This window comes from Steroidobacter cummioxidans (assembly GCF_003104955.1).
Window position 1 is genome coordinate 92,889 of record NZ_LSRW01000050.1, and the last position, 22,125, is coordinate 115,013.

Genomic DNA, 22,125 nt, shown 5'->3' on the forward strand with positions numbered 1-22,125 from the left:
GCGTCTCTCCAACGCTCAAGTTGCCCAGATGCGCGGCGGTACGGCCGGGCGATCGAGCAATAGCGGTCGTAACGTTTGCCAGATTTCGATGAACGCTCGCTTGATCGGCTCGGCTTGTGCGGCGAGCGCACGACAGACCAGCACCTTATCCACCAGCGTGACACCCAGTTCGACACCTTGCGGTTGCAGGTTTCGGACGGCGTCGACCATCGCGCGTGTCGCAGGATACGCGAGCAAGGTTCCGATCGACTCATGGCCACCCAGGCCCCAGCGAGTGTCTCCAGAGATGCGCAGCCGATCGATCAGCAGCGGTGCGCCCTCGGCCCACAATTCCAGATGCAGGCGCAGTTCGCCGCTATCGAACGGTTGCTTGCGAGCCGGCAGGCCGAGGCAGGCAATCTCCCAGCCGATGAACCGGGCGCGCGATCCCAACTCGATGCGAGTCAGGCTGCGCACACGGGCTTGCGGATAGAAGATGCTTTCCTGCGGCAACCATTCCAGCGTCGTGTCATCCGCACGCAGAATCTGCTCTTGTCGCGCGGTGCGGCCATCGCTGCGATAGAACTTCGCCGCAGCCGGCGTCGTCAGCAGTGCGTGCGCTTCATCTTTGGTCTCGACGTGCAGGTGCAGCTCATCGCCACCCACGACGCCCCCGGGCGGATGCACGATGTAAGCGTGGCAAACGTCGCCTTCGGGATAGAACGGCCGCTGCACCAGCAGCGGGCCGCGATGCTGTCGCGCGACGATGCGCGTCCGCCCGGCGGCCCGGGCGAAGGTCAGCTCCAGTTGTGCGCGCCATCCCGACGTTGGCGATTGCTCGCCGATCGCGCTCATACCGTGAGGTGCTGTCTTACCAATTCGTCCGTCAGCTCGGGGATCTTGCCGCCCGCGACGACCCGGCCCTTGTCGAGGATCCGGAACTCGCTCGCGACGCGTCGGGCAAAGGGCAATTTCTGTTCGACCAGCAGCACGGTGAGATTCGCCTCGGTGTTGAGGCGGAGGATGATATCCCCGATTTCATGAACGATGTTCGGTTGGATGCCTTCGGTGGGCTCATCCAGGATCAGCAGGCGCGGTTCCAGCACCAGCGCGCGGCCGATGGCGAGTTGCTGCTGCTGGCCGCCGGACAGGTCGCCGCCGCGCCGGCGTAGCATTTTCTTCAACACCGGAAAGAGCTCGAAGATCTGCTCGGGAATGTCGCGGACCTTGTTCCTGCGGGCCGACAGGCCGATGCGCAGGTTTTCCTCGACCGTCAGTTGCGAAAAGATTTCGCGCCCCTGCGGAACGTAGCCGATGCCAAGTCCCGCACGACGATCGGCCGCGAGGCGGGTGAGATTCTGGCCGTCGTACAGCAGCTCGCCGGTCGCGGGCAGCAGGCCCATGATGCAGCGGAGCAGGGTGGTCTTGCCCATGCCGTTGCGGCCCATCAGGCAGGTGCACGAGCCGGTGGCGATGCTCATGTCCACATCCCAAAGGATGTGGCTGCCGCCGTAGAACTGGTTGAGTTGTCGGATTTCCAGCATCGGAACCTGTCTCTCTCACTCGCCCAGATACACTTCCACGACGCGTGGATCGTTCTGGACTTCATCGATGGTGCCTTCCGCCAGGACGTGTCCTTCGTGCAGCACCGTGACCTTGCGTGCAATGGAGCGGACGAAATCCATGTCGTGCTCGACCACCATGACCGAGTGTTTGCCCGCGAGCGATAGCAGCAGCTCCGCGGTGCGCTCCACTTCCTGCGGCGTCATTCCAGCCACCGGCTCGTCCACGAGCAGCAACTGCGGCTCCTGCGCGAGCAACATGCCGATCTCCAGCCACTGTTTCTGACCATGAGACAGCATGCCGGCCCGCATGCCACGGCGATCCTGCAGGCGAATGGTTTCGAGCACCTCTTCGATACGCTCGTGTTGGTGGCGGTTGAGCGGCGAGCCGAGCGTCGTCCAGATGGTCTTGTTGCCGGCGACCGCCAGCTCCAGGTTTTCCATGACGGTGTGGTGTTCGAACACGGTCGGCTTCTGGAACTTCCGGCCGATGCCGGCTTCGGCGATCTGCGGCTCGGTCAGGGTCAGCAGATCGGTGGTCTGGCCGAACCAGGCGGAACCGGCATCGGGACGCGTCTTGCCCGTAATGACGTCCATCATCGTGGTCTTGCCGGCACCGTTCGGCCCGATGATGCAGCGGAGCTCGCCGGCATCGATGTACAAGGTCAGGGCATTGAGCGCCTTGAAACCATCGAAGCTGACGCTGATGTCTTCGAGATAGAGAATGGTGCCGTGCGAAGTGTCGCCAGGTGCTGGCCGAGCGCTTCTGGCACCGGCGCCGAAGACCTTTTGCCAACCGTTGCGAAGTACCGTACTCGCGTTCATGCGGTCACCGTCTGAACGGGCGAGCGTCGCGTGGCGAATCGATCGGCGAGCCCCACGACGCCTTTCGGTAGGAACAACGTGACGATCACGAACAGCGTGCCGAGCGCGTACAGCCACAGCTCAGGGATAGCCGCGGTGAAATAGGACTTGGCATAGTTGACGAGCAGGGCGCCGGCGACCGCGCCGTACAGTGTTCCTCGTCCGCCAACTGCCACCCAGATCACGATCTCGATCGAGTTGATGGGCTGGAATTCGCTCGGATTGATGATGCCGACCTGCGGCACATACAACGCCCCGGCAATGCCTGCGAGCACGGCGGAGAACGCGAACACCCACAGCTTGTACGACTCGACTCGGTAGCCGATGAATCGCGTCCGGCTTTCGGCGTCACGAATCGCCTGTACGACGCGGCCGGCGCGCGACAACGTGATGTAGCGGCACGCGAGATAGCCGAGGCCGAGCGCAAGTGCTGAGGCGAGAAACAAGGCGACTCGCGTCCCTGGCGCATTGATGTTCGCGCCGAGGATGTCCTTGAAGTCCGTCAGACCGTTGTTGCCGCCGAAGCCCATGTCGTTGCGGAAGAAGGCGAGCATCAGGGCGTAGGTCAACGCTTGCGTGATGATCGACAGATACACGCCGGTGACGCGAGAGCGAAATGCCAGCCACCCGAACGCCAAAGCCAGCAGTCCCGGCACGATGATGACCATGAGGGCGGCGAACCAGAACATATCGAAGCCGTACCAGAACCACGGCAGCTCCTGCCAGTTCAGGAACACCATGAAGTCGGGCAGCACCGGATCGCCATACACGCCGCGCGTGCCAATCTGCCGCATCAGATACATGCCCATCGCGTAGCCGCCTAGCGCAAAGAACGCTGCATGGCCGAGGCTCAAAATGCCGCAATAGCCCCACACCAGATCGACGGCGATGGCGAGCAGGGCATAGGTCATGTACTTGCCGATCAACGTCATCGTGTAGGTTGAAAGGTGCAGGGCCGAGCCTTCCGGAAAGGCCAGGTGCAGGATGGGCACCGCCACGCCGACAGTGAGCAGCAACGCAAGAAACACTTGCGTGCCACGTTCGCCGGTCAGAAGTTGGATCGCTGGATTGGATGTCTGCATGTTCAACCTTCGGCAGCCCGGCCTTTCTGCGGAAACAGGCCGCGCGGGCGTCGCTGGATGAATAGGATCAGCGAGATGAGCACGAGGATCTTCGCCAATACGGCGCCTGCGTACGGCTCGAGCGCTTGATTCACGACACCGAGCGACATGCCGCCGATGAGCGTGCCCCACAGATTGCCCACGCCGCCGAAGACGACGACCATGAACGAATCGATGATGTAGGTTTGGCCGAGATTCGGGCCGACGTTGGTGAGCTGACTCAACGCCACGCCGGCCACGCCTGCGATGCCCGAGCCGAGTCCGAAGGTGAGCGCGTCCACCCATTCGGTGCGCACGCCCATGGATTTCGCCATCGCGCGGTTCTGCGCCACGGCCCGCACTTTCAAGCCGAGCGAGGTTTTCTTCAGCACCAGCTGCAGGATCACGAACACGATCAGCATGAACAGCACGACATAGAGCCGGTTGTACGTGATCGAGAGCGCTTCGTTGATCTGCAGCGAGCCGGACATCCAGGCCGGGGTCTCCACCGGGCGATTGTTGGCGCTGAAGATGTCGCGCACGATCTGTTGCAGCACCAGGCTGACGCCGAAGGTGGCCAGCAAGGTTTCCAGCGGGCGGCCGTACAGAAAGCGCACGATGCCACGCTCGATCAGGACACCGATGACGCCGGCGACCACGAACGCGACGGGAATCGCGATGAGCACCGAGGCGCCAATGTATTGCGGCATCAGCAGCTGGATGACGTAAGTGGTGTACGCGCCGAGCATCATCAGCTCGCCGTGTGCCATGTTGATGACACCCATCACGCCGAACGTGATGGCGAGCCCGATCGCGGCCAGCACCAGCACCGAGCCCAGGCTGAGGCCGAAGAACAGGGTTTCCAGCGTGCTATAGAAGCTGCGCGAGTTCTCGATTTTCGCGAGCGCGGTGCGTGCCGCATTTCGCACCTTATCGTCCGGCTCCACGTAGCTGCCGTCATCGGCCTTGGCAACGATTGCGGTGAGCCGATTGAACGCTTCGGGATTCAGGCTGCCTTCGAGTTGTTCGACGGCGCCGAGTCGAACGGCGGCGTCCTCGCTGTCGAGATCCGCGATGGCGAGGCCGGTGTGAATGGCGGTGCGGACCGCATCATTTGTTTCGGAGCTCTGCCGCGAGCGAAGGATGGAAATGCTGTCTGCATCCAGGGAACGCAGCAGCTCATTGACCGCGGCCAATCGCACGGTCGCATCGGGATCGGCGAGGTCGAAGCTGGCCAGCGCGCCCTTCAATGCTTTGCGCAACTGATTGTTGGTCGTGATCTTGGTGTAGTCCGACGCGTCGGCCGTTCCGGCGGCGGACATCGTCAGTGGATCCTGCAATTGGAGACTCGCATCCTGCACAGCGCCGATGAACACGCGCTTGTCGTCCTTTCGATAGTACAGATTGCCCTCCAGCAACGCGTTCAGCACGGCACGCGTGTTGGCGTGACGAACGTCGAGCAACTCGCCGATGGCGCGCTCTTTTTCCTTGAAGTTGGTGGTCGCGAGATTGCCGAGAGCTTGCTCGAATGAAGTCGACTCGGCAGCCACGGCGGGGCGCGCGAGCATCCCGAGGATCACGAGGAAAGCGAGCCACCACATTGCGCGGCGGGTGAGAAATGGAGATCCCGGGCTTGCGCCCGGGACCTCGATCAACGTGCAACTATTGGTTTTCACCGCGGACCTGTTACTCGTAGTTCTGTCCGGAGCACTTCTTGGTCTTGGTGTTGTAGTTACCGCACTTGAGCTTGACCCAGTCCGCTTCGATGTCCTTGCTGCCCGGCAGGTAGTCGGACCAGGCATCGCCCGGCACCAGGCCGTCGGTCTGCCACACGGTGTCGAACTGGCCGTCAGCGCGCACTTCGCCGATCAGCACCGGCTTGGTCAGGTGATGATTGGGCAGCATCTTGGCGACACCGCCGGTCAGGTTCGGCACTTCGATGCCTACCATCGCGTCGATCACCTTGTTCACGTCGGTGGTCTTGGCCTTTTCCACCGCCTTGACCCACATGTTGAAGCCGATCACGTGCGCTTCCATCGGATCGTTGCTGACGCGCTTGTTGTCCTTGATGAAGGTGCGCCACTTCTTGATGAACTCGGCGTTGGCCGGCGTATCGACGCTCATGAAGTAGTTCCAGGCCGCCAGATGTCCGACCAGCGGCTTGGTGTCGATGCCCGAGAGCTCCTCTTCACCGACCGAGAACGCCACCACCGGGATGTCCTCGGCCGAGATCTTTTGATTGCCCAGTTCCTTGTAGAAAGGCACGTTGGCGTCGCCGTTGATGGTCGAGACCACGCCGGTCTTTTTCCCCGCTGAGCCAAATTTCTTGATGTCGGCGACGATGCGCTGCCAGTTGGAGTGCCCGAAGGGCGTGTAGTTGATCATGATGTCCTCGTCCTTCACGCCCTTGGCCTTCAAGTACGCTTCGAGGATCTTGTTGGTGGTGCGCGGATAGACATAGTCGGTGCCGGCCAGCACCCAGCGCTTCACGCCCACTTCGTTCATCAGATAATCGACGGCCGGAATCGCCTGCTGGTTGGGTGCGGCGCCGGTGTAGAACACGTTCTTGGAGGACTCCTCGCCCTCGTACTGCACTGGATAGAAGAGCAGGCCGTTGTTCTTCTCGAACACCGGCAGCACGGACTTGCGGGACACCGAGGTCCAGCAGCCGAACACCACCGACACTTTGTCCTTCACCAGCAACTGCTCGGCCTTTTCGGCGAACAGCGGCCAGTTGGAGGCCGGATCGACCACCACGGCTTCGAGCTTCTTGCCCATCACGCCGCCTTTCTTGTTCTGCTCATCGATGAGCATGAGCACGGTGTCCTTGAGCGTGGTTTCCGAGATCGCCATCGTGCCCGACAGCGAATGCAACACGCCGACCTTGATGGTGTCGGCCGCTTGCGCGGCCATGGTCGACATCAGAGCGACGGCGGCAGCCAGTTGCTTCAGTCCGCCCAGTTTGTTTTTAAGCATGAATGTGTTCTCCGAAGTTGGGGACTAGATCTGAACCTGCAGGCCGACGCCCAGCTGCTTGTTGTCGAAGCCGAGGTTGGGGTCGAAGCTGGAGTCGATGTAGAACAGCGTGACGCGCGCGTTGAAGTCTTTGATCAGGTACGTCAGGTTCAACTCGGTCGTGGTTTGGTCCACATTGCTGAAGGTGGCGTAGTCGTAGGTCGTCTGGCCGTACTTGGCGAGCACCTGGAACTTGCCGATGCCGACGGTCTGCGGAAACACATACGCGCCGAGCACGTAGTAGCCATCGCTGGATTGATACGCGCTCCCACGTGGGCTGGGATAACCGCCGAGGCCATCGTATTTGGCGTACTCCGCCTCGACGGTGACGACGCCGCTGTTGGCCAGCTTCTTTTCCAGCAGGAAGTCGACGGAGTAGGCGTTGTTGCCCGCCGCCGTCTGGCCCGCGAAGCCGATTGCCAGCAGGTCCTTCTCGCCGTAGTAGGTGCTGTTCAAGTAGTAGCCGCCCTCTGGATCCCAGAAGTCCAGCTGCACACGGCCGGCATAGAGCACGTCCGAGCTGCCCTTGGTGAGCCCCTGCACGTCGAAGGCGCCCGCGGAAATCTTGGCGATGCCGAACTGACCCCAGTACATCACGCCGTCGTTGCGGCCTTCGGTTTCGAACGGATAGCCGTCCTGGACGCCGTCGCGATACACGCCCCAATGATTGGCGTAGAAGGGGCCGTAGAGATTTGCGCGGTCGCTCGGGGGCAGGAAGCGGCCGGCCCAGATGTTGAATTGATCGGAGAACGAGAACTGCGCGACGGCGTCGATGACCCGCATCGATTCCGGCGTCGTGCCGCCGGCGTTGTAGTCGGTGTTGAACATCAGGCTGATGTTCTCGGTCACTTTGCCGTTGATGTAGATGCGGGCGCTGTTCAGCTCGAAGTCGCTCACGTCATCGCCAACGTCAGGATTGAAGTACGTGAAGCTCGTGCGCACGCCGGCACCGACGGACACGGGTGGCAGATTCACTTCGGCGGCGAGTAGGCTGCTCGCCGGCAGCGCTGCCAGCGCGCCGATGGCGACGACGCGCAAGCTCGCGGTGGTTCGGCAATTGATCGATGGTTGTCGCATGAGGTGTCCCTGATTCGGAATTGATTGTTCGGTTGGCCAGATGTGTTCGTGTCCGTTCCCTGGCGACAAACGCTATGCGGCCTTGCGGCGTGCGCATACACGTCATTTGACGTACTCGTGCTCACGCGGGTGCTGTACGACCCATCACTGTGCAGCCGAGCTGAACGTTGCACCTCGATGTGGCACTGGAATGCACCAGCATTGGCGAGGGGCGCCGGCACACTGCTCCAGAACGTGGCCTGGCACATCGCTTGCTTATGGAACGCCATCGACACAAGAACTTCGAGAATGGCTGCACGACAACGGATCGTTCGCGAGCGCCGTCAGTACAACCAGTGGGTGGCGAGTCAGACGCTCGAAGACTATGCGCTGCGTTACACGGCGGACCGCGCGCGCAAGTCTTCATTTCGCGTCGGCAATACGGCGTTTGGCCCGATCGCCTTTCTGGCGTGCGAGGCCATTGGCGGCGCGTTGACGCTCGCCTATGGATTTCCCAATACCGCCTGGGCGATCGTGGCGTTCTGCGTGCTGATGTTTCTAATCGGCCTGCCGATCTGCTCGTATGCGGCCCGCTACGGCGTGGACATCGACCTGCTCACGCGTGGCGCCGGCTTCGGTTACATGGGATCGACGATCACGTCGCTGATCTACGCGTCCTTCACGTTCCTGCTGCTGGCGATCGAGGCGAGCATCATGTCGATGGCATTGCAGATGCTGTTCGGCATTCCGCTCGCCATCGGGCATCTGATCAGCTCGCTGATCGTCATCCCGATCGCGATCTACGGCATCAGTCTCATCAGCAAGATGCAGCTGGTGACGCAGCCGGTGTGGCTGCTGCTGCAGATCCTGCCGATCGCGTATATCGCCTGGAAAAGTCCCGCCGAAGTGTCCGCCTGGACCGGGTACGCCGGGCAGCAGGGTTCGACCGACGGCTCGCTCGATCCGCTGTTGTTCGGTTTGGCGGTGTCCATGCTGCTGTCACTGCTGCCGCAGATCGGCGAGCAGGTGGACTATCTGCGATTCCTGCCGAACCGTGACCGCCGCAATCGAGTGGCCTGGTGGACGGCTTTGATCGCCTCGGGGCCGGGCTGGGTGTTCATGGGTGGGTTCAAACTGCTCGCCGGTTCCTTCCTGGCGTTCTTCGCCTTGCGCCATGGCGTATTGCCCGCGCAGGCAGGCGAGCCCACGGGCATGTACTTCCTCGCGTTTCGCGAGACGTTCCAGTCGCCGACGTTTGCGCTGGTGCTGACTGGCATCTTCGTCATCGTCTGTCAGCTCAAGATCAACGTGACCAACGCGTACGCCGGATCGATCGCGTGGTCGAATTTCTTCTCGCGGCTCACGCACAGCCATCCCGGCCGCGTCGTGTGGCTGGTGTTCAATGTGCTGCTCGCGCTGCTGCTCATGCAGACCGGCATCTTCAATGCGATCGAAAGCATTCTGGTGATCTACGCAAACTTCGCGGCGGGCTGGATCGGCGCCTTGACGGCCGATCTGGTAATCAACAAGCCGCTGGGCTACAGCCCGCCGTACATTGAGTTCAAGCGGGCGCATCTCTACGACATCAATCCCGTCGGCGTCGGCGCGTTGCTGTTATCGATCGTGATCTCGAGTCTCGCGTTCCTCGGGGTGTTCGGCACGTTCCCGCAGATTCTTTCGCCGCTGGTTGCGTTGGTGGTGGCCTTCGTGGCCGCGCCGCTCATCGCCTGGGCCACTAAGGGTCGCTACTACCTGGCGCGCCAGCCGACGGAGCTGCCGCAGGATCAGCCCGAGATTCGCTGCACGATCTGCGAGAACGTGTTCGGGCGGAACGACATGGCAATGTGTCCTGCGTATTCCGGCCCGATCTGCTCGTTGTGCTGTACGCTGGAGGCGCGTTGCCACGATCTGTGCAAGACCAACAGCCGATTTACGGAACAGCTGCACGGATTCTTCGCGAGCATCCTGCCCGAGCGCGCGGCGCTGGCATTCAATACACGCGCCGGGCATTTCTTCGGCTTGTTGCTGGTGTTCAATCTGGCGATCGGTCTGTTGCTGTCGCTGATCTACCATCAGTCCGCCGGCGCGACGGCGGCGGATCGCGAGGCGATCGGCATGACGTTGTGGCTGGTGTTCATCAGCTTGTTCGTGCTGACCGGTGTCGCCGCATGGCTCATCGTCCTTGCGCACGAAAGCCGGCGCAGCGCCGAGGCGGAGTCGGTGAGACAGACCGCGATGCTGATGGATGAAATCGAGGCTCACAAACGCACGGACGCGGCCCTGCAGAAGGCGAAGGAGGTCGCCGAAGCTGCGAATGTCGCCAAGACGCGCTATATCGTCGGCATCAGCCACGAGATCCGCTCGCCGCTGAATGCGATCTTTGGGTATGCGCAGCTGCTCGAACGCGAGATCGCCGGGCCTTCCGACAATGCCGCGCGCGTGATCCGCCGCAGCGCCGAGCATCTCACCAACCTGATCGATGGCTTGCTGGATATCTCGCGCATCGAGAACGGCATGCTGCGGCTGAATCGGGACAAAGTGCAGCTGGTGGAGTTTCTCGACCAGATCGTCGACATGTTCCGGCTGCAGGCGGCCAGTCGCGGCATCGAGTTTCGCTATCAACGGCCGCCGCACCTGCCGGCGCACGTGTACACCGATCAGAAACGGCTGCGGCAGATTCTGATCAATCTGCTGTCGAATGCGATCAAGTACACCGAGCGGGGCCATGCGAGCCTGGTGGTGCGCTATCGTAATCAAGTGGCGGAGTTCGAGATCTCCGATACCGGCGTGGGCATTGCAGAGGCCGATCTCGAGCGAGTCTTCCAGCCGTTCGAGCGCGGCGAGGCGCCGACAGTGCGTGCGGTGCCGGGAATCGGTTTGGGTCTCACGATCACGAAGCTGCTGACGCAAATCATGGGCGGCGAGCTGCTCGCGCGCAGCACGTTAGATGAGGGCACGATGTTCACCGTGCGGCTGCTGTTGTCCGAGGCGATGCATTCGGTCCAGCAATCGTCGGTGCCGGGGCGGATCACCGGTTACGCCGGGGCGCGCCACAAGCTGCTGCTCGTCGATGACGATCCTGCGCACCTCGACATCGTGCAGCGCCTGCTGCAACCGTTGCAGTTCGAGGTCATCACGGCATCCAACGGCACCTCCGGGATCTTGCTTGCGCTGCGCGAGCGTCCCGCGTTGGTCATGATCGATATTTCGATGCCGGACGTGTCGGGTTGGGACGTCGCTCGACAGCTGCGAGAACATGCGACGTCGATGAAGATCGTCATGGTGTCGGCCAACGCGCATGAGTACGGGCCAGGCGGCCCCGATTGTCCGCACGATGGATTCGTGATGAAGCCCGTCGACATGCAGCTGCTGCTCGACACCATCGCAAGCCTGCTCGGACTGCAATGGACCTACGAGGCCGAGGACGACGCGGCGGAGGAGGTTGGCGCCTCGTGCGAGTTGCCGCTTCACTCGCGCCATCACGTCAACGACCTCTATCAGCTCGGCAAGATCGGTCACGTACGTGGCATCCAGGCCAAGCTGCGCCAGATCGAGGCCGACGATCCCGCAAGCAAAGCCTTTACCGCCCATATGCAGTCGCTGGTCGCCAACTTCGATCTGAAACGCTACATGAACGTGCTGGAAACGATGCGCAATGATGATGACCTCTGATGTGAGCACACGACGCGATACGGTGCTGGTCGTGGATGACACGCCGGAGACGCTCAGTTTTCTCACCGATACGCTCGATCAGGCCGGGTTCACGGTGTTGATCGCCACCGACGGCGACAGCGCGCTGGAGCTGGTCGATCAGATCACGCCGGATCTGGTGCTGATGGATGCAGTGATGCCTGGCATCGATGGATTCGAAGCCTGTCGACGCCTGAAGCGAGAGAAGCTGTTGTCGCATCTGCCGGTCATCTTCATGACGGGCCTGAGCGACACGGAACACGTGGTCGAAGGGCTCGCCGCAGGCGGCGTCGATTACGTGGCCAAACCCATTATCGTGGACGAGTTGCTGGCTCGCATCCGCGTGCACCTGGCCAATGCGAGGATCGCATCCGGCACGCACGCAGCGTTGGATGCGACCGGTCGGTTCCTGCTAGCTACCGATTTGAGTGGTCGACTGCTGTGGTCGACGCCGAAGGCCAGGGCATTGCTGGCCGATCTGTTCCCGAGTCAGAACGAGCAGGCCGCGAGCTTGCCGCCGGAGTTGGTGCATCAACTGATGCAGCTACGGCAGGGCGTGAAAGCCGCGGGTACCGCCATCATGGAGCTCGGTTCGCGACGGCTGGAGATTTCCATGTTGAGCCGTGTTGGCCCCGACGAACTGCTGTTCCGGTTGGCCGAAGTCGGCACCAGTGGCGATGAGCAGCAGTTGCAGCGGGCGTTGTCGCTCACCACGCGCGAAGCGGAAGTGCTGTTGTGGATCAGTCGGGGCAAATCCAACCGAGAGATCGGCGAGATCCTCACCATCAGCCCGCGCACGGTGAACAAGCACCTGGAGCAGGTGTTCGTGAAGCTGGGTGTGGAGAATCGCGCCGCGGCCGCCGCGCGTGCCGTGCGGACCTTGGCGCGATGAGCGAAGGGGCTACTGCTTCAGCATGCCCTCGCGCTCGATGAACGCGATCACCTTGTCCAGCCCTTCGCCCGTCTTCAAGTTCGTGAACACGAAGGGCCGCTCGCCACGCATCTTGCGCGCGTCGCGGTCCATGACTTCGAGCGAGGCGCCCACATGAGGCGCGAGGTCGATCTTGTTGATGATCAGCAAGTCCGATCGCATGATGCCCGGGCCGCCCTTGCGGGGAATCTTGTCGCCGGCGGCGACATCGATCACGTACAGGGTCAGATCCGACAGCTCCGGGCTGAAGGTCGCGGCCAGATTGTCGCCGCCGCTCTCGACGATGATCATGTCCAGCCCGGTGAATTCCTGCATCAGGCCGTCGATGGCGGCGAGATTCATCGACGCGTCTTCGCGAATGGCGGTGTGCGGGCAGCCGCCGGTTTCCACGCCGCGAATGCGCTCGGGCGGCAACGCCTGGCTGCGGATCAAGAACTCGGCGTCCTCGCGGGTATAGATGTCGTTGGTGACGACCGCGATGTTGAAGCGCTCGCGCATGCGCTTGCAGAGGTTGTCGACCAGTGCGGTCTTCCCCGATCCGACCGGACCGCCGACTCCCAGCCGCAATACTTCAGCTCTCGACATCGATCTTCCTCACGCGCCTCAATCCTCGCGTATCATACGTTTCCCACCAGCGGCCGCCTACGTCATTTGACTCAGGGCGGGCGCGTCGCATCGAGGGCATGCTCATAGTCATGTTACGTCGTACATCATTGCCGGGATTCTTTCTGTGCCTGTCGCTGCCGGCCACGGCGCTGGCGCATACGGGCGGCGCGGCCCACAGCTTCGTTGCCGGCGCGCTTCATCCGCTCAGCGGCCTGGATCATCTGCTCGCCATGCTGGCGGTCGGTTTGCTGGCAGGCTGTAGTGGTGGGCGCCTGCGGTGGGGGCTGCCGGCGAGCTTCGTGACCGCGATGATCGTTGGTGCGGCCCTGGGTGCGGGTGGCGTCAACGTGCCGCTCATTGAAGTGGGCATTGCGCTATCACTCGTTGCCTTCGGTGCGGCGCTTGTTTTGAAGCAAACTTTTCGCGCGCCAATGCTGGTCGCGATGACTGCAGGCTTCGCGCTGTTTCATGGCCATGCGCATGGAACAGAGATGGGTGCCGATCTCTCGGTTGCGTCCTATGGAGTGGGCTTCGTTCTGGCGACGGCGCTGTTGCATGCCTTCGGCGTGCTGCTCACGACAAGGATGCTGCTGCCAGTTCAGCAGCCAACGCTGGTCAGATGGAGCGGCAGCGCGATCGCGGCCGTCGGCGTTGCCTCGCTGGGGTTGATGCTCGCCGCGCCGATGTAGGCGACGCTCTTCCTCTTTCCGCGTTGTGGGAAGGCGGGGAATTTTGCGGCAGAGGTAGAGCTGTTATAAGGACAGCACGATCACGCTCTGCTGTCTGTAGCAACTACATGCTTACCCCCACAATGCAGATCGCGGCCCTGGTGGCGCTGATGGCTGCAAGCGCCGTGGCTGGCTCGGCAGAGGATGCCGAGAGGTGCAAGCCGCCTGAGGGTACTCGGCCCTTCGATTTCAGTTTTGGCGAAAATAACTTACGTGGTTTCGTGGATGTTCCCGAAGGCACCGGGCCGTTTGCCACCGTGCTCATCCTGCATGGATCTGGCGATACAGACATCTTCAGCGCTGAGAACGAATCAACCAGGTACTACGATCAACTCAGAGATACGTTCAGAGCGGCCGGCGTCGCTACCGCGATCTGGGACAAGGCAGGCAGCGGATGTAGTACGGGTAAATATTCCAATGGGAATCCGATCAGAGAACGGGCGGGCGAAACAGTTGCCGCGCTGAAGGCACTCAAAGGTCGATCGGAGATCGATGGCGCACGAATGGGCCTGTGGGCCATCAGTCAGGGTGGCTGGGTGGCGCCGATGGCTGCGGTGCGAACGCAGGACGTGAGCTTCATGATCCTGGTCAGTGCTCCGGCCCGAGATGCGGTCTCCCAAGCGGAGTATCAAACTCTGAATGCGCTGCGCAGTAAGGGCATCGAAGAGGGCCAGGTGCAGACAATCGCCAGGTACCTCAGACGCGCTTTGGCAGTCATGCGCGCAGGGGGTTCGATCGAGGAATTTGCGGCTGCCGCCGAACCCCTCAAGCAGTACCCCGTGCTGCAAGAGTTGGGCATCACCATGGGAACAGCCGCAGAGTATCAGGCCTGGCAACAGTCGATGGATCACCACTATCGCCCCGACACGGCGTTACGAGAACTTCGGCAACCGGTTCTCGCGATATACGGCGATCGGGATGTACTGGTCGATTGGCGTGAGAGTGCCGAGATCTACAAGGAGAGTTTGCGATTTGGCGGTAACAAGGATCTGACCGTCAAAGTCTTTCGCAACGCAGATCACAATCTATTCGAGGCAGGAACCCGGCAGCTCACCGATGGATACTTGCGGACAATGCGCGTCTGGTTGGCAAAACACGTTCGCGAGCCGACGTACCACTAGAGTTGGCAGCAGTTGAAGTCGGCCATCCGCCTATAGCGACCCGGTGCAGGGCCCGCTTTGCAGCAGGGACAGCAGCCGCATCGAAGCGTAGCATTCCGCTCAAATAGCTCATCCGTAAGCAATTTGCCGGGTTTCAACCCCGCGGGAGAGAGCGATGGCGGACCAGATCTCATGGCACCTTTCCGGTGACTATTTCGAGAATTGCAGTTGCAGTGTCGCGTGTCCGTGCCTCGTGTCGCCCGCCGCGCCGTTGACCGCGCAACCGACCGAGGGCTTCTGCAACGTCCCGCTGATTTTCCACATCGACAGCGGTCGCTACGGCTCGGTCGCGCTCGATGGCCTCAATGTTTTTGTCATCCTCCGCTCACCGGGTGTGATGGCAGACGGCGATTGGTCGATCGCCACCTACATCGATCAGCGCGCCGACGATGAGCAGACGGAGGCCTTGGTCGCGATCTTTACCGGCGTCGCCGGTGGTCCCATGGCGGCGTTCGCACCGCTGATCAGCAAGAACCTGGGGACGAGAAAAGTCCCCATCACATTTCGGATCGATGGCAAGACGCGCTCCGCGCAGATCCCCGGGATCTTGCACATGTCCGTCGACCCGTTGCCGACCCTGCATCCGAGCGGGGAAATGTGGGTGAACATCGGCCACCCGGTGAGCCCCGACAAGATGGCGTTAGCCGTCGGCGCCCCCGGCAATACGTTCAGCGATCATGGCATGCGTTGGGATAATTCCGGCAAGAACGGCCACTATGCGTCCATTCGCTGGTCGAACCAGGCGTGATGCATGTCGGGACGCGGTTCATCGGCCGAGGCGATGAGTTCGTCCGTTCTCATGACCGATGGCACTCTGGAAGCAGTGCTGCGGCGGGATCGCCTCATCGTTGTTAGTGCCCTCGGCGTGATCGCTGCGCTCGCGTGGGCCTATGTGCTCTGGCTCGCCGCCGACATGGACATGGGTGGCATGGACATGAGCGGATTCCGCATGGTCCCCGCCGGCTTGGGAATGATGGCACCGGTCGCCACCCCCTGGAGCGCTGTCGAGTTCGCTTTGGTGTTCGTGATGTGGGCGGTGATGATGGTCGGCATGATGACGCCCTCGGCGGCGCCGATGATCCTCATGTATGCCCGTGTGGCACGGCAGGGACAAATCGCCGGTAAGCCGTTCGCCGCGACCGGTTGGTTCGCCGCCGGCTATTTCCTCGCCTGGGTCGGCTTCTCCCTCGCCGCAACGCTTGTCCAATGGATGTTGGAGCGAGAGGCCGCGCTAGACGCTCGCATGGCAAGCGCCAATAACGTGCTTGGCGCGGTGGTCCTGGTTGCGGCGGGCATCTATCAGTGGACGCCCATCAAGGATGCCTGTCTCGCCCAGTGCCAGACGCCATTTCGATTCCTAATGACCCACGGCGGTTTTCGTAGCGATGTGCTGGGCTGCTTGCGCCTGGGTCTTCTGCACGGAAGTTATTGTGTCGGCTGCTGCTGGATCCTGATGGCGCTCCTGTTCGTGGTCGGCGTCATGAATGTGCTCTGGATCGCGCTTCTAGCGCTGCTTGTCCTCGTGGAGAAGCTCACGCCATGGAGGCGGTGGGTCGCGCGCATCGCCGGCGCTGTGTGTGTTGCCGCGGGAGGCTGGATGGTGGTTGCGTGACGTCCTTGGCGCGCACAGTTCTCGCGGTGAGTGGCGCGCGTCAACGCGCGCGTCGGTAACAAAAATAGAAACAATAAAGCGATCGCGTTCTGTTGTTATATACAGTCCAGCGAGCTACGATCGAACAAACAGGAGGATGACATGGCTGATCAAGATGATACTTCGAAGCCTAACCGCAGACGTCGCAATCCCTCCAAGCCCGCGGCCGAGGCGCCTACGGTTACCGCGGCAGCGGACTCCATCCCACCGCTCGATCTCACCAGTGCGCTGCCAACATCACCACCACCGCAGACCCTCGAAGAGGCCATCGGAAATACCCGTGCGCTACTGCTCCAAGTCCGCGCGATGGTCCATCTCCTATCCGAAGTGCTGCTGCACGCGGACGATGACGACACCGTGATGCACGCAGAAGTCGCGCAGATGGCAGCGCGGTGCATTGGGGAGTCAGCGGCGCAGCTGGATCTTGTGAACCTGCGGCCATTAATCGATGCAATCCGGCAGGGTGCTGGGTTGCGTGGAACGCCGAGCGACTATCCGTATCAGGTCAGGGAGCCGACGCCCGTGTATCACGCTTAGCGGACGAGTGTTGAAAGCTCTCTGCCGCCGAGAGTAGCGCGGCGGCAGAGAGCGAGAGAGAGTTTCGCGGAGAGCACACGATGATGATCTCGCAAGATACTCACGAGGCCGAACGGCGCAAAGCCGAGTGGAACCAGGCTCGCTTTGCCGAGCGAAAGTCGCTCGAAGATCTTGGGCATCAGATCATCGAACTCGCGGGCCACTTGAACGCCGCGAACTATCGCTTCCTCATGCTCATCGCCGAATGGGACCGCCGCAAAGGCTGGGGCGGTGACAGCGCGACGCAATCCTGCGCGCACTGGCTCAACTGGAAGTGCGGCATCGACATGGGCGCGGCGCGCGAGAAGGTGCGCACGGCGAACGCGCTGGTCAGCCTGCCGAAGATCGGCGCGGCGATGGAGCGCGGCGAGTTGAGCTACGCCAAAGTCCGCGCACTGACGCGCGTAGCGTGCCCGAACACCGAGAGTACATTGCTGAACTACGCGATCCACGGCACAGCAGCGCATGTGGAGCGGATCGTGCGCGACTTCCGCCGCTGCAAGGAGGCCGAGGAACTATCGCGCGACGCTCAGCAGCACGCGAATCGCAAGCTCAACTGGTTCCACGATGAAGAGGGCATGCTCGTGATCAAAGCGCGCTTGCCGCCGGAAGCGGGGCAACTGTTCATCAAGGCCATGGAGGCGGCGCAGGAAAAAATTCCGGCAGCGGAAATTTCCGCGGAAACGTCGAAAGCAAAATTGCGACCTGAACCATCGGCAAGAAAGGTCGACGCACTGGCCATCATCGCAGAAAGTTTCCTCGCCCACGGGCCGGCCGCGCTCAAGGGCGGCGACCGCCACCAAATCGTCCTCCACGTGGATGCCGAAACGCTGCGCGACAGCGCTGCAGGTCGTTGTAACTTCGAGCACGGTCCGAGCGTTTCCGCGGAAACGTCCCGACGCCTCTCTTGTGATTGCAGCATCGTCCCGATCGTCGAGAACGACGATGGCGAACCCCTCAGCGTCGGCCGCAAAACCCGCAGCATCCCTCCCGCGCTCCATCGCGCGCTGAACTCGCGCGATAAGGGCTGTTGCCGCTTCCCCGGCTGCCCGAACACGCGCTACCTCGACGGCCATCACATAAAGCATTGGGCGCACGGCGGCGAGACAAAGCTATCCAATCTGGTGAGCCTCTGCCGTTTCCACCACCGGCAAGTGCACGAAGGCAACGTCGTCGTCCGAGTGCTCGATGACGGCGCGATTCGATTCGTCATGCCCAACGGCAACTCGTTCGACAGCACGCTGCCCGATCACACACGGCCGCTCGCAAACTGGCAGCAACTGATCGACGAGCACGAAGAGCAGGGGCTGCACATCGACCGCCACACGGCAGCGACACGCTGGGATGGCGAAGCGTGCGACTACTCGATGGCGGTCGATGCGCTGTTGCGGCGCTGGCGGCAGAACTAACGGCTTCAAAGCCGAAAGAAGATGCGCGCTCTCCGTCGGCAGGCGTCAGCGGCGTGCCACTCTGCCTCAGCCAGTTCCCGGGCTGGCCTCAAGATCACTCCAGCGTAGTCACATTCTCCCGCGCGGTCTTCAGGGCCCTCGTCCACCACAACAGATCGTCGATCGTCTGATTCGCGACGGTGTCCAGCTCAACCAGGTGCGGGGACACGTCCTTACCCTGGAAATGCGCGTACAGCGCTGCGACCGGAATATGAACTGCCGACCGGATCGGCGCGAGCTGCATCTCAACCGCGATCTCGCGCAGTTGCTCGATCGCGCGGGCGCCGCCGACGCTGCCGTACCCGATAAAGGTGACCGCCTTGCGAGCCCACTCAGGGAAGACCCAGTCGATTGCGTTCTTCAACACCGCTGAAGGCGCATGGTTGTACTCGGGCGACACCATGATAAAGCCGTCGGATGCCGCGATTGCTCGAGTCCAGCGCTGCACGACCTCGTTCCCATATGCCGGCCGGCCCGGCATCGCGGGCGGCACGGGCGCGTCGAAGAAGGGCATCGGATACTCAGCGAGGTCGAGCAGCCGGGCGTCGATGCCTTCGCGTTTCTTCAGATGATCGAGGATCCAGTGTGCGGGCTTCTCCGCGAAACGTCCCTGACGAACGCTGCCGACGATGACGGAAATGACGGTCATGATGTGCTTTGCCTACGTGGGCTACAATGGTGGCCTGGTTACTTTTCGGAACTGACGCTAGGATGAGTACTGAGTGGAGCCGCCGCAAGAAGGCACTTTTTTGAGCGGTAGGCACTCTTTTTAGCCGGAGGCACACTTTTGATACCTACTGATGAACACGAGCCGTCGGAGTGTCGCGCGGTGAGCGAGATACTCGCGCGCATCGGCGACAAGTGGACCGTGCTGGTCGTGGAGTTGCTCAAAGGCGGACCGATGCGCTTCAACGAGATTCGTCGCACCGTGAGCGGCATCTCACAGCGCATGCTCACACTCACGCTGCGTGATCTGGAGCGCGATGGTCTCGTGACGAGGACCGTTTATCCGACGATTCCGCCGCGGGTGGAATACGAGCTGACGAAGCTGGGCCGATCCCTCTACGAGCCCATCTCCGCAGTGGCAATCTGGGTGCGCCGGAATCGCCCGGCGATGGAGGCCGCGCGCAAAGCATTCGATGCGGGCGGCACGGCGAAGCCAAGTCATCGACGGGGGCCGAAGCGCGTGCCAGTGCTGCCTAGGCGGCCCCGCAGTTAGCAAAGTGACATTGCGCATCAGAAGATATATCAGCGATATCGATCGATACTGACTGCCGAGTCAAATTATATGATCGAATATGATTGGTTTGTCTGAGCTATTGCGCTAGTGTGAGCGCGCCAAGAAATGCTTCACCCGTTGAAGCACCGGGGGATCTGCAGGAACGAAATCAACTAACGCTGGGCCGTGGGCCTTGCGGGCTGGGTCGTGCGCGACCCCACAGCCGACAGCGCTGAACATGATGCAAAGGAGCAGTCATGAAGCATCACGGATGGATGCGTGTTTGTTTGTTATTCCCACTCCTGTTCGCCGCAACGCTCGATACGCACGCTCAGGCGCAAATGGAGCGGCTATCACGCGGCGTCGTGGCGGTTCGCAGTAGTAGCTCTCAGGTGTATGTAGGCTGGCGGTTGTTCGGTAATGATCCGTCCGCAATCGCCTTCAACGTATATCGCTCCAGTGCTGGCGGAGCTGCGACGCTGCTGAATGGCACGCCGATTACGGCGAGCACGAACTTCGTCGACAACTCGGCGCCGGCCTCGCAAGCCAATACTTATTTCGTGCGGCCGGTCTTGAACGGCGTCGAGCAGGCCAACAGTGCCTCGTTCACGCTGCCAGCCAACGCGGCCACCCAACAGTACCTGCAAATTCCTTTGCAGATTCCTGCAGGTGGGACGACGCCGAGCGGCGAGGCGTACACGTATACGGCGAATGATCTGAGCATTGGCGATCTCGACGGCGATGGCGAGTACGAGTACGTGCTCAAGTGGGATCCGACCAATGCCAAGGACAATTCCCAGTCCGGGTACACGGGTAATGTGTATCTCGACGCCTACAAGCTCAACGGCACACGCTTGTGGCGGATCGATCTCGGTCGAAACATCCGTGCAGGTGCGCACTACACACAGTTCATCGTGTACGACCTCGACGGCGATGGTCGCGCCGAGGTGGCGGTGAAAACTGCCGACGGCACGCGTAGTGGCACCGGCCAGGTCATCGGCAACGCGAGCGCTGATTACCGCAACAGCAGCGGCTATGTGTTGAGCGGGCCGGAGTTCCTGACGATTTTCAACGGACAGAACGGCGCGATTCTGGCGACGACGAACTATGTGCCGGCTCGTGGCGATGTCAGCTCGTGGGGCGACAGCTACGGCAACCGCGTCGATCGTTTCCTTGCCGGTGTCGCTTACCTCGATGGTCAGCGGCCCAGCCTGATCATGACGCGCGGCTACTACACGCGAGCGGTGATCGTTGCCTGGGATTGGCGCAACGGAGCGCTCACGCAGCGCTGGACGTTCGACAGCAATACGTCGGGCAACTCAGCCTATGCCGGACAGGGCAATCACAATCTGTCGATTGCCGATGTCGACGGCGATGGTCGTCAGGAGATCATCTTCGGTGCCGCGACCATCGACGACAACGGTCGAGGGCTGTACGTCAGCGGGCTGGGACACGGCGATGCGTTGCATGTCGGTGACTTCGTTCCTTCACGCGCGGGCCTCGAAATCTGGGATGTTCATGAGTCCAGCACTCAGCCCGGGGCGGACCTGCGCGATGCGCGCACCGGCGCGCGAATATTTGCTATCAACAATACCTCGGGCACTGAAGGTCCTGGGCGGGGTGTTGCAGGCGATATCTATGCGGGCAATGCCGGCGCAGAGTTCTGGGGTTCCGGGCCTGGGATGACGAATCTCTTCAACGCCTCCGGTGCGGCAATCGGGCGCACACCCAGCTCGGAGAATTTCCTGGTGTGGTGGGACTCGGATACGGTCCGTGAGCTGCTCGATAGCAATCACATCGATAAGTACGGGACCTCGAGCGATACCCGATTGCTCACTGCTTCCGGCGTGACCTCGAACAACGGGACCAAGTCAACGCCGGCGCTGAGCGGCGATGTGCTCGGCGATTGGCGGGAGGAGGTGATCTGGCGCACTTCTGACAATGCCTACTTGCGCATCTACACCACGACCAACGTGGCTACGAATCGTCTCTATACCTTCCTGCACGATCCGCAGTATCGCGTCGCGCTGGCGTGGCAGAACGTGGCGTACAACCAGCCACCACATCCGAGTTTCTTCGTCGGTGCCAACATGTCGCCCCCGCCCACGCCGAATATCACGATCGTCGGCGGCGGCAGCGAGAATCCGGGCACGCAGGATACGTATCAGGCGGAGAACGGTGTGCTCGGCGGCGGAACTGTCACTGAAACGACCAATGCAGGCTACATCGGCAGCGCCTATGTGAACTCCTCGGTCACTGGCGGATACCTCGAGATCCAGGGTGTAGACGGTCGCGGTGGCGGCAGCAAAACGCTGGGCGTCCGCTATGCGCTGGGAGTGACTGCGAGCCGCACGGGACGACTGTTGGTCAATGGTGTGGCTCAGAACATCACGTTCAATCCAACTGGCGCGTGGACCACGTGGTCGACCTTGAGTGTCCCTGTCACGCTCAACAACGGCAGCAACGTGTTGCGGTTCGAATCGACAGGGCAGGACCTCGGCAACATCGATCAGGTGACCGTTCAGTAAACTCAAGGAGGG

General features: G+C 61.8%; 19 protein-coding genes. 10 read left to right on the top strand and 9 right to left on the bottom strand.

From position 1 onward, the window contains the following. Positions 1 to 15: 15 nt before the first annotated feature. From D0550_RS22935 to D0550_RS22965, 7 genes are all read right to left on the bottom strand, one after another. A complete protein-coding gene (locus tag D0550_RS22935) occupies positions 16 to 834 on the bottom strand; it encodes an urease accessory protein UreD (RefSeq protein WP_116811515.1) in 819 nt (272 codons plus the stop codon). Further along, a complete protein-coding gene (gene urtE / locus D0550_RS22940; protein ID WP_116811516.1) occupies positions 831 to 1,523 on the bottom strand; it encodes an urea ABC transporter ATP-binding subunit UrtE in 693 nt (230 codons plus the stop codon). The genes D0550_RS22935 and urtE overlap by 4 nt, the downstream gene beginning before the upstream one ends. 15 nt (positions 1,524 to 1,538) lie before the next feature. Beyond that, a complete protein-coding gene (gene urtD / locus D0550_RS22945) occupies positions 1,539 to 2,366 on the bottom strand; it encodes an urea ABC transporter ATP-binding protein UrtD (protein WP_116811517.1) in 828 nt (275 codons plus the stop codon). Next, positions 2,363 to 3,487 (bottom strand): urea ABC transporter permease subunit UrtC, encoded by a 1,125-nt coding sequence (urtC, locus tag D0550_RS22950; RefSeq protein ID WP_116811518.1) that lies wholly within the window; start codon positions 3,485 to 3,487, stop codon positions 2,363 to 2,365. Before urtC ends, urtD begins: the two co-directional genes overlap by 4 nt. 2 nt (positions 3,488 to 3,489) lie before the next feature. After that, on the bottom strand, positions 3,490 to 5,073 hold the full coding sequence (urtB, locus tag D0550_RS35330; RefSeq protein ID WP_241520891.1) for an urea ABC transporter permease subunit UrtB: 1,584 nt from the start codon (positions 5,071 to 5,073) through the stop codon (positions 3,490 to 3,492). A 118-nt stretch (positions 5,074 to 5,191) separates the two neighbouring features. Continuing rightward, the gene (urtA, locus tag D0550_RS22960) at positions 5,192 to 6,427 is read right to left on the bottom strand and encodes an urea ABC transporter substrate-binding protein (protein ID WP_414717330.1); all 1,236 of its coding nucleotides are present in this window, start codon (positions 6,425 to 6,427) and stop codon (positions 5,192 to 5,194) included. Positions 6,428 to 6,505: 78 nt separating this feature from the next. Next, positions 6,506 to 7,597 carry a porin gene (locus tag D0550_RS22965; protein ID WP_116811521.1) on the bottom strand — a complete coding sequence of 364 codons (1,092 nt, stop codon included), beginning with the start codon at positions 7,595 to 7,597 and terminating at the stop codon, positions 6,506 to 6,508. A 288-nt stretch (positions 7,598 to 7,885) separates the two neighbouring features. On the opposite strand from D0550_RS22965, the gene D0550_RS22970 reads away from it, so the two are divergent. Further along, a complete protein-coding gene (locus D0550_RS22970) occupies positions 7,886 to 11,248 on the top strand; it encodes an ATP-binding protein (RefSeq protein WP_116811522.1) in 3,363 nt (1,120 codons plus the stop codon). Next, complete coding sequence (locus D0550_RS22975) at positions 11,238 to 12,158, top strand: response regulator (protein ID WP_116811523.1); 921 nt, start codon at positions 11,238 to 11,240, stop codon at positions 12,156 to 12,158. The genes D0550_RS22970 and D0550_RS22975 overlap by 11 nt, the downstream gene beginning before the upstream one ends. 9 nt (positions 12,159 to 12,167) lie before the next feature. Here D0550_RS22975 and ureG read toward each other — a convergent pair whose 3' ends face one another. Beyond that, positions 12,168 to 12,782: an urease accessory protein UreG gene (gene ureG, locus D0550_RS22980; RefSeq protein ID WP_116811524.1), complete on the bottom strand. Its 615-nt coding sequence runs from the start codon at positions 12,780 to 12,782 to the stop codon at positions 12,168 to 12,170. 110 nt (positions 12,783 to 12,892) lie between these two features. On the opposite strand from ureG, the gene D0550_RS22985 reads away from it, so the two are divergent. The 6 genes from D0550_RS22985 (at position 12,893) to D0550_RS23010 (ending at position 18,327) form a co-directional block, all read left to right on the top strand. Then, a complete protein-coding gene (locus tag D0550_RS22985) occupies positions 12,893 to 13,492 on the top strand; it encodes a HupE/UreJ family protein (protein ID WP_116811525.1) in 600 nt (199 codons plus the stop codon). 107 nt (positions 13,493 to 13,599) lie between these two features. Then, complete coding sequence (locus D0550_RS22990; protein WP_161965994.1) at positions 13,600 to 14,652, top strand: alpha/beta hydrolase family protein; 1,053 nt, start codon at positions 13,600 to 13,602, stop codon at positions 14,650 to 14,652. A gap of 154 nt (positions 14,653 to 14,806) precedes the next feature. Further along, on the top strand, positions 14,807 to 15,439 hold the full coding sequence (locus D0550_RS22995) for a DUF1326 domain-containing protein (RefSeq protein WP_116811526.1): 633 nt from the start codon (positions 14,807 to 14,809) through the stop codon (positions 15,437 to 15,439). A gap of 51 nt (positions 15,440 to 15,490) precedes the next feature. Then, positions 15,491 to 16,303, top strand: a complete 813-nt coding sequence (locus D0550_RS23000; RefSeq protein WP_116811566.1) for a DUF2182 domain-containing protein — start codon at positions 15,491 to 15,493, stop codon at positions 16,301 to 16,303. Between the two features lie 141 nt (positions 16,304 to 16,444). Further along, entirely contained in the window at positions 16,445 to 16,879 is a 435-nt protein-coding gene (locus tag D0550_RS23005; protein WP_116811527.1) for a hypothetical protein, read from the top strand. A gap of 80 nt (positions 16,880 to 16,959) precedes the next feature. Further along, on the top strand, positions 16,960 to 18,327 hold the full coding sequence (locus D0550_RS23010) for an HNH endonuclease signature motif containing protein (RefSeq protein ID WP_116811528.1): 1,368 nt from the start codon (positions 16,960 to 16,962) through the stop codon (positions 18,325 to 18,327). 94 nt (positions 18,328 to 18,421) lie between these two features. Here the strand turns inward: D0550_RS23010 and D0550_RS23015 are convergent, their stop codons facing one another. After that, positions 18,422 to 19,015, bottom strand: a complete 594-nt coding sequence (locus D0550_RS23015) for an NADPH-dependent FMN reductase (RefSeq protein WP_116811529.1) — start codon at positions 19,013 to 19,015, stop codon at positions 18,422 to 18,424. A 138-nt stretch (positions 19,016 to 19,153) separates the two neighbouring features. On the opposite strand from D0550_RS23015, the gene D0550_RS36475 reads away from it, so the two are divergent. Both D0550_RS36475 and D0550_RS23025 read left to right on the top strand, forming a co-directional pair. Next, positions 19,154 to 19,585, top strand: coding sequence for a winged helix-turn-helix transcriptional regulator (locus D0550_RS36475; RefSeq protein ID WP_116811530.1), 432 nt, complete (start codon positions 19,154 to 19,156; stop codon positions 19,583 to 19,585). 257 nt (positions 19,586 to 19,842) lie between these two features. Then, entirely contained in the window at positions 19,843 to 22,113 is a 2,271-nt protein-coding gene (locus D0550_RS23025; RefSeq protein WP_116811531.1) for a rhamnogalacturonan lyase family protein, read from the top strand. Positions 22,114 to 22,125: the final 12 nt, after the last annotated feature.

Bases quoted from the DNA above. Each gene is read 5' to 3' on its own strand.
- D0550_RS22935 (WP_116811515.1), bottom strand. From the start codon at position 834: ATGAGCGCGATCGGCGAGCAATCGCCAACGTCGGGATGGCGCGCACAA.
- urtE (WP_116811516.1), bottom strand. From the start codon at position 1,523: ATGCTGGAAATCCGACAACTCAACCAGTTCTACGGCGGCAGCCACATC.
- urtD (WP_116811517.1), bottom strand. From the start codon at position 2,366: ATGAACGCGAGTACGGTACTTCGCAACGGTTGGCAAAAGGTCTTCGGC.
- urtC (WP_116811518.1), bottom strand. From the start codon at position 3,487: ATGCAGACATCCAATCCAGCGATCCAACTTCTGACCGGCGAACGTGGC.
- urtB (WP_241520891.1), bottom strand. From the start codon at position 5,073: ATGCTCGCGCGCCCCGCCGTGGCTGCCGAGTCGACTTCATTCGAGCAA.
- urtA (WP_414717330.1), bottom strand. From the start codon at position 6,427: ATGTCGACCATGGCCGCGCAAGCGGCCGACACCATCAAGGTCGGCGTG.
- D0550_RS22965 (WP_116811521.1), bottom strand. From the start codon at position 7,597: ATGCGACAACCATCGATCAATTGCCGAACCACCGCGAGCTTGCGCGTC.
- D0550_RS22970 (WP_116811522.1), top strand. From the start codon at position 7,886: ATGGCTGCACGACAACGGATCGTTCGCGAGCGCCGTCAGTACAACCAG.
- D0550_RS22975 (WP_116811523.1), top strand. From the start codon at position 11,238: ATGACCTCTGATGTGAGCACACGACGCGATACGGTGCTGGTCGTGGAT.
- ureG (WP_116811524.1), bottom strand. From the start codon at position 12,782: ATGTCGAGAGCTGAAGTATTGCGGCTGGGAGTCGGCGGTCCGGTCGGA.
- D0550_RS22985 (WP_116811525.1), top strand. From the start codon at position 12,893: ATGTTACGTCGTACATCATTGCCGGGATTCTTTCTGTGCCTGTCGCTG.
- D0550_RS22990 (WP_161965994.1), top strand. From the start codon at position 13,600: ATGCTTACCCCCACAATGCAGATCGCGGCCCTGGTGGCGCTGATGGCT.
- D0550_RS22995 (WP_116811526.1), top strand. From the start codon at position 14,807: ATGGCGGACCAGATCTCATGGCACCTTTCCGGTGACTATTTCGAGAAT.
- D0550_RS23000 (WP_116811566.1), top strand. From the start codon at position 15,491: ATGACCGATGGCACTCTGGAAGCAGTGCTGCGGCGGGATCGCCTCATC.
- D0550_RS23005 (WP_116811527.1), top strand. From the start codon at position 16,445: ATGGCTGATCAAGATGATACTTCGAAGCCTAACCGCAGACGTCGCAAT.
- D0550_RS23010 (WP_116811528.1), top strand. From the start codon at position 16,960: ATGATGATCTCGCAAGATACTCACGAGGCCGAACGGCGCAAAGCCGAG.
- D0550_RS23015 (WP_116811529.1), bottom strand. From the start codon at position 19,015: ATGACCGTCATTTCCGTCATCGTCGGCAGCGTTCGTCAGGGACGTTTC.
- D0550_RS23025 (WP_116811531.1), top strand. From the start codon at position 19,843: ATGAAGCATCACGGATGGATGCGTGTTTGTTTGTTATTCCCACTCCTG.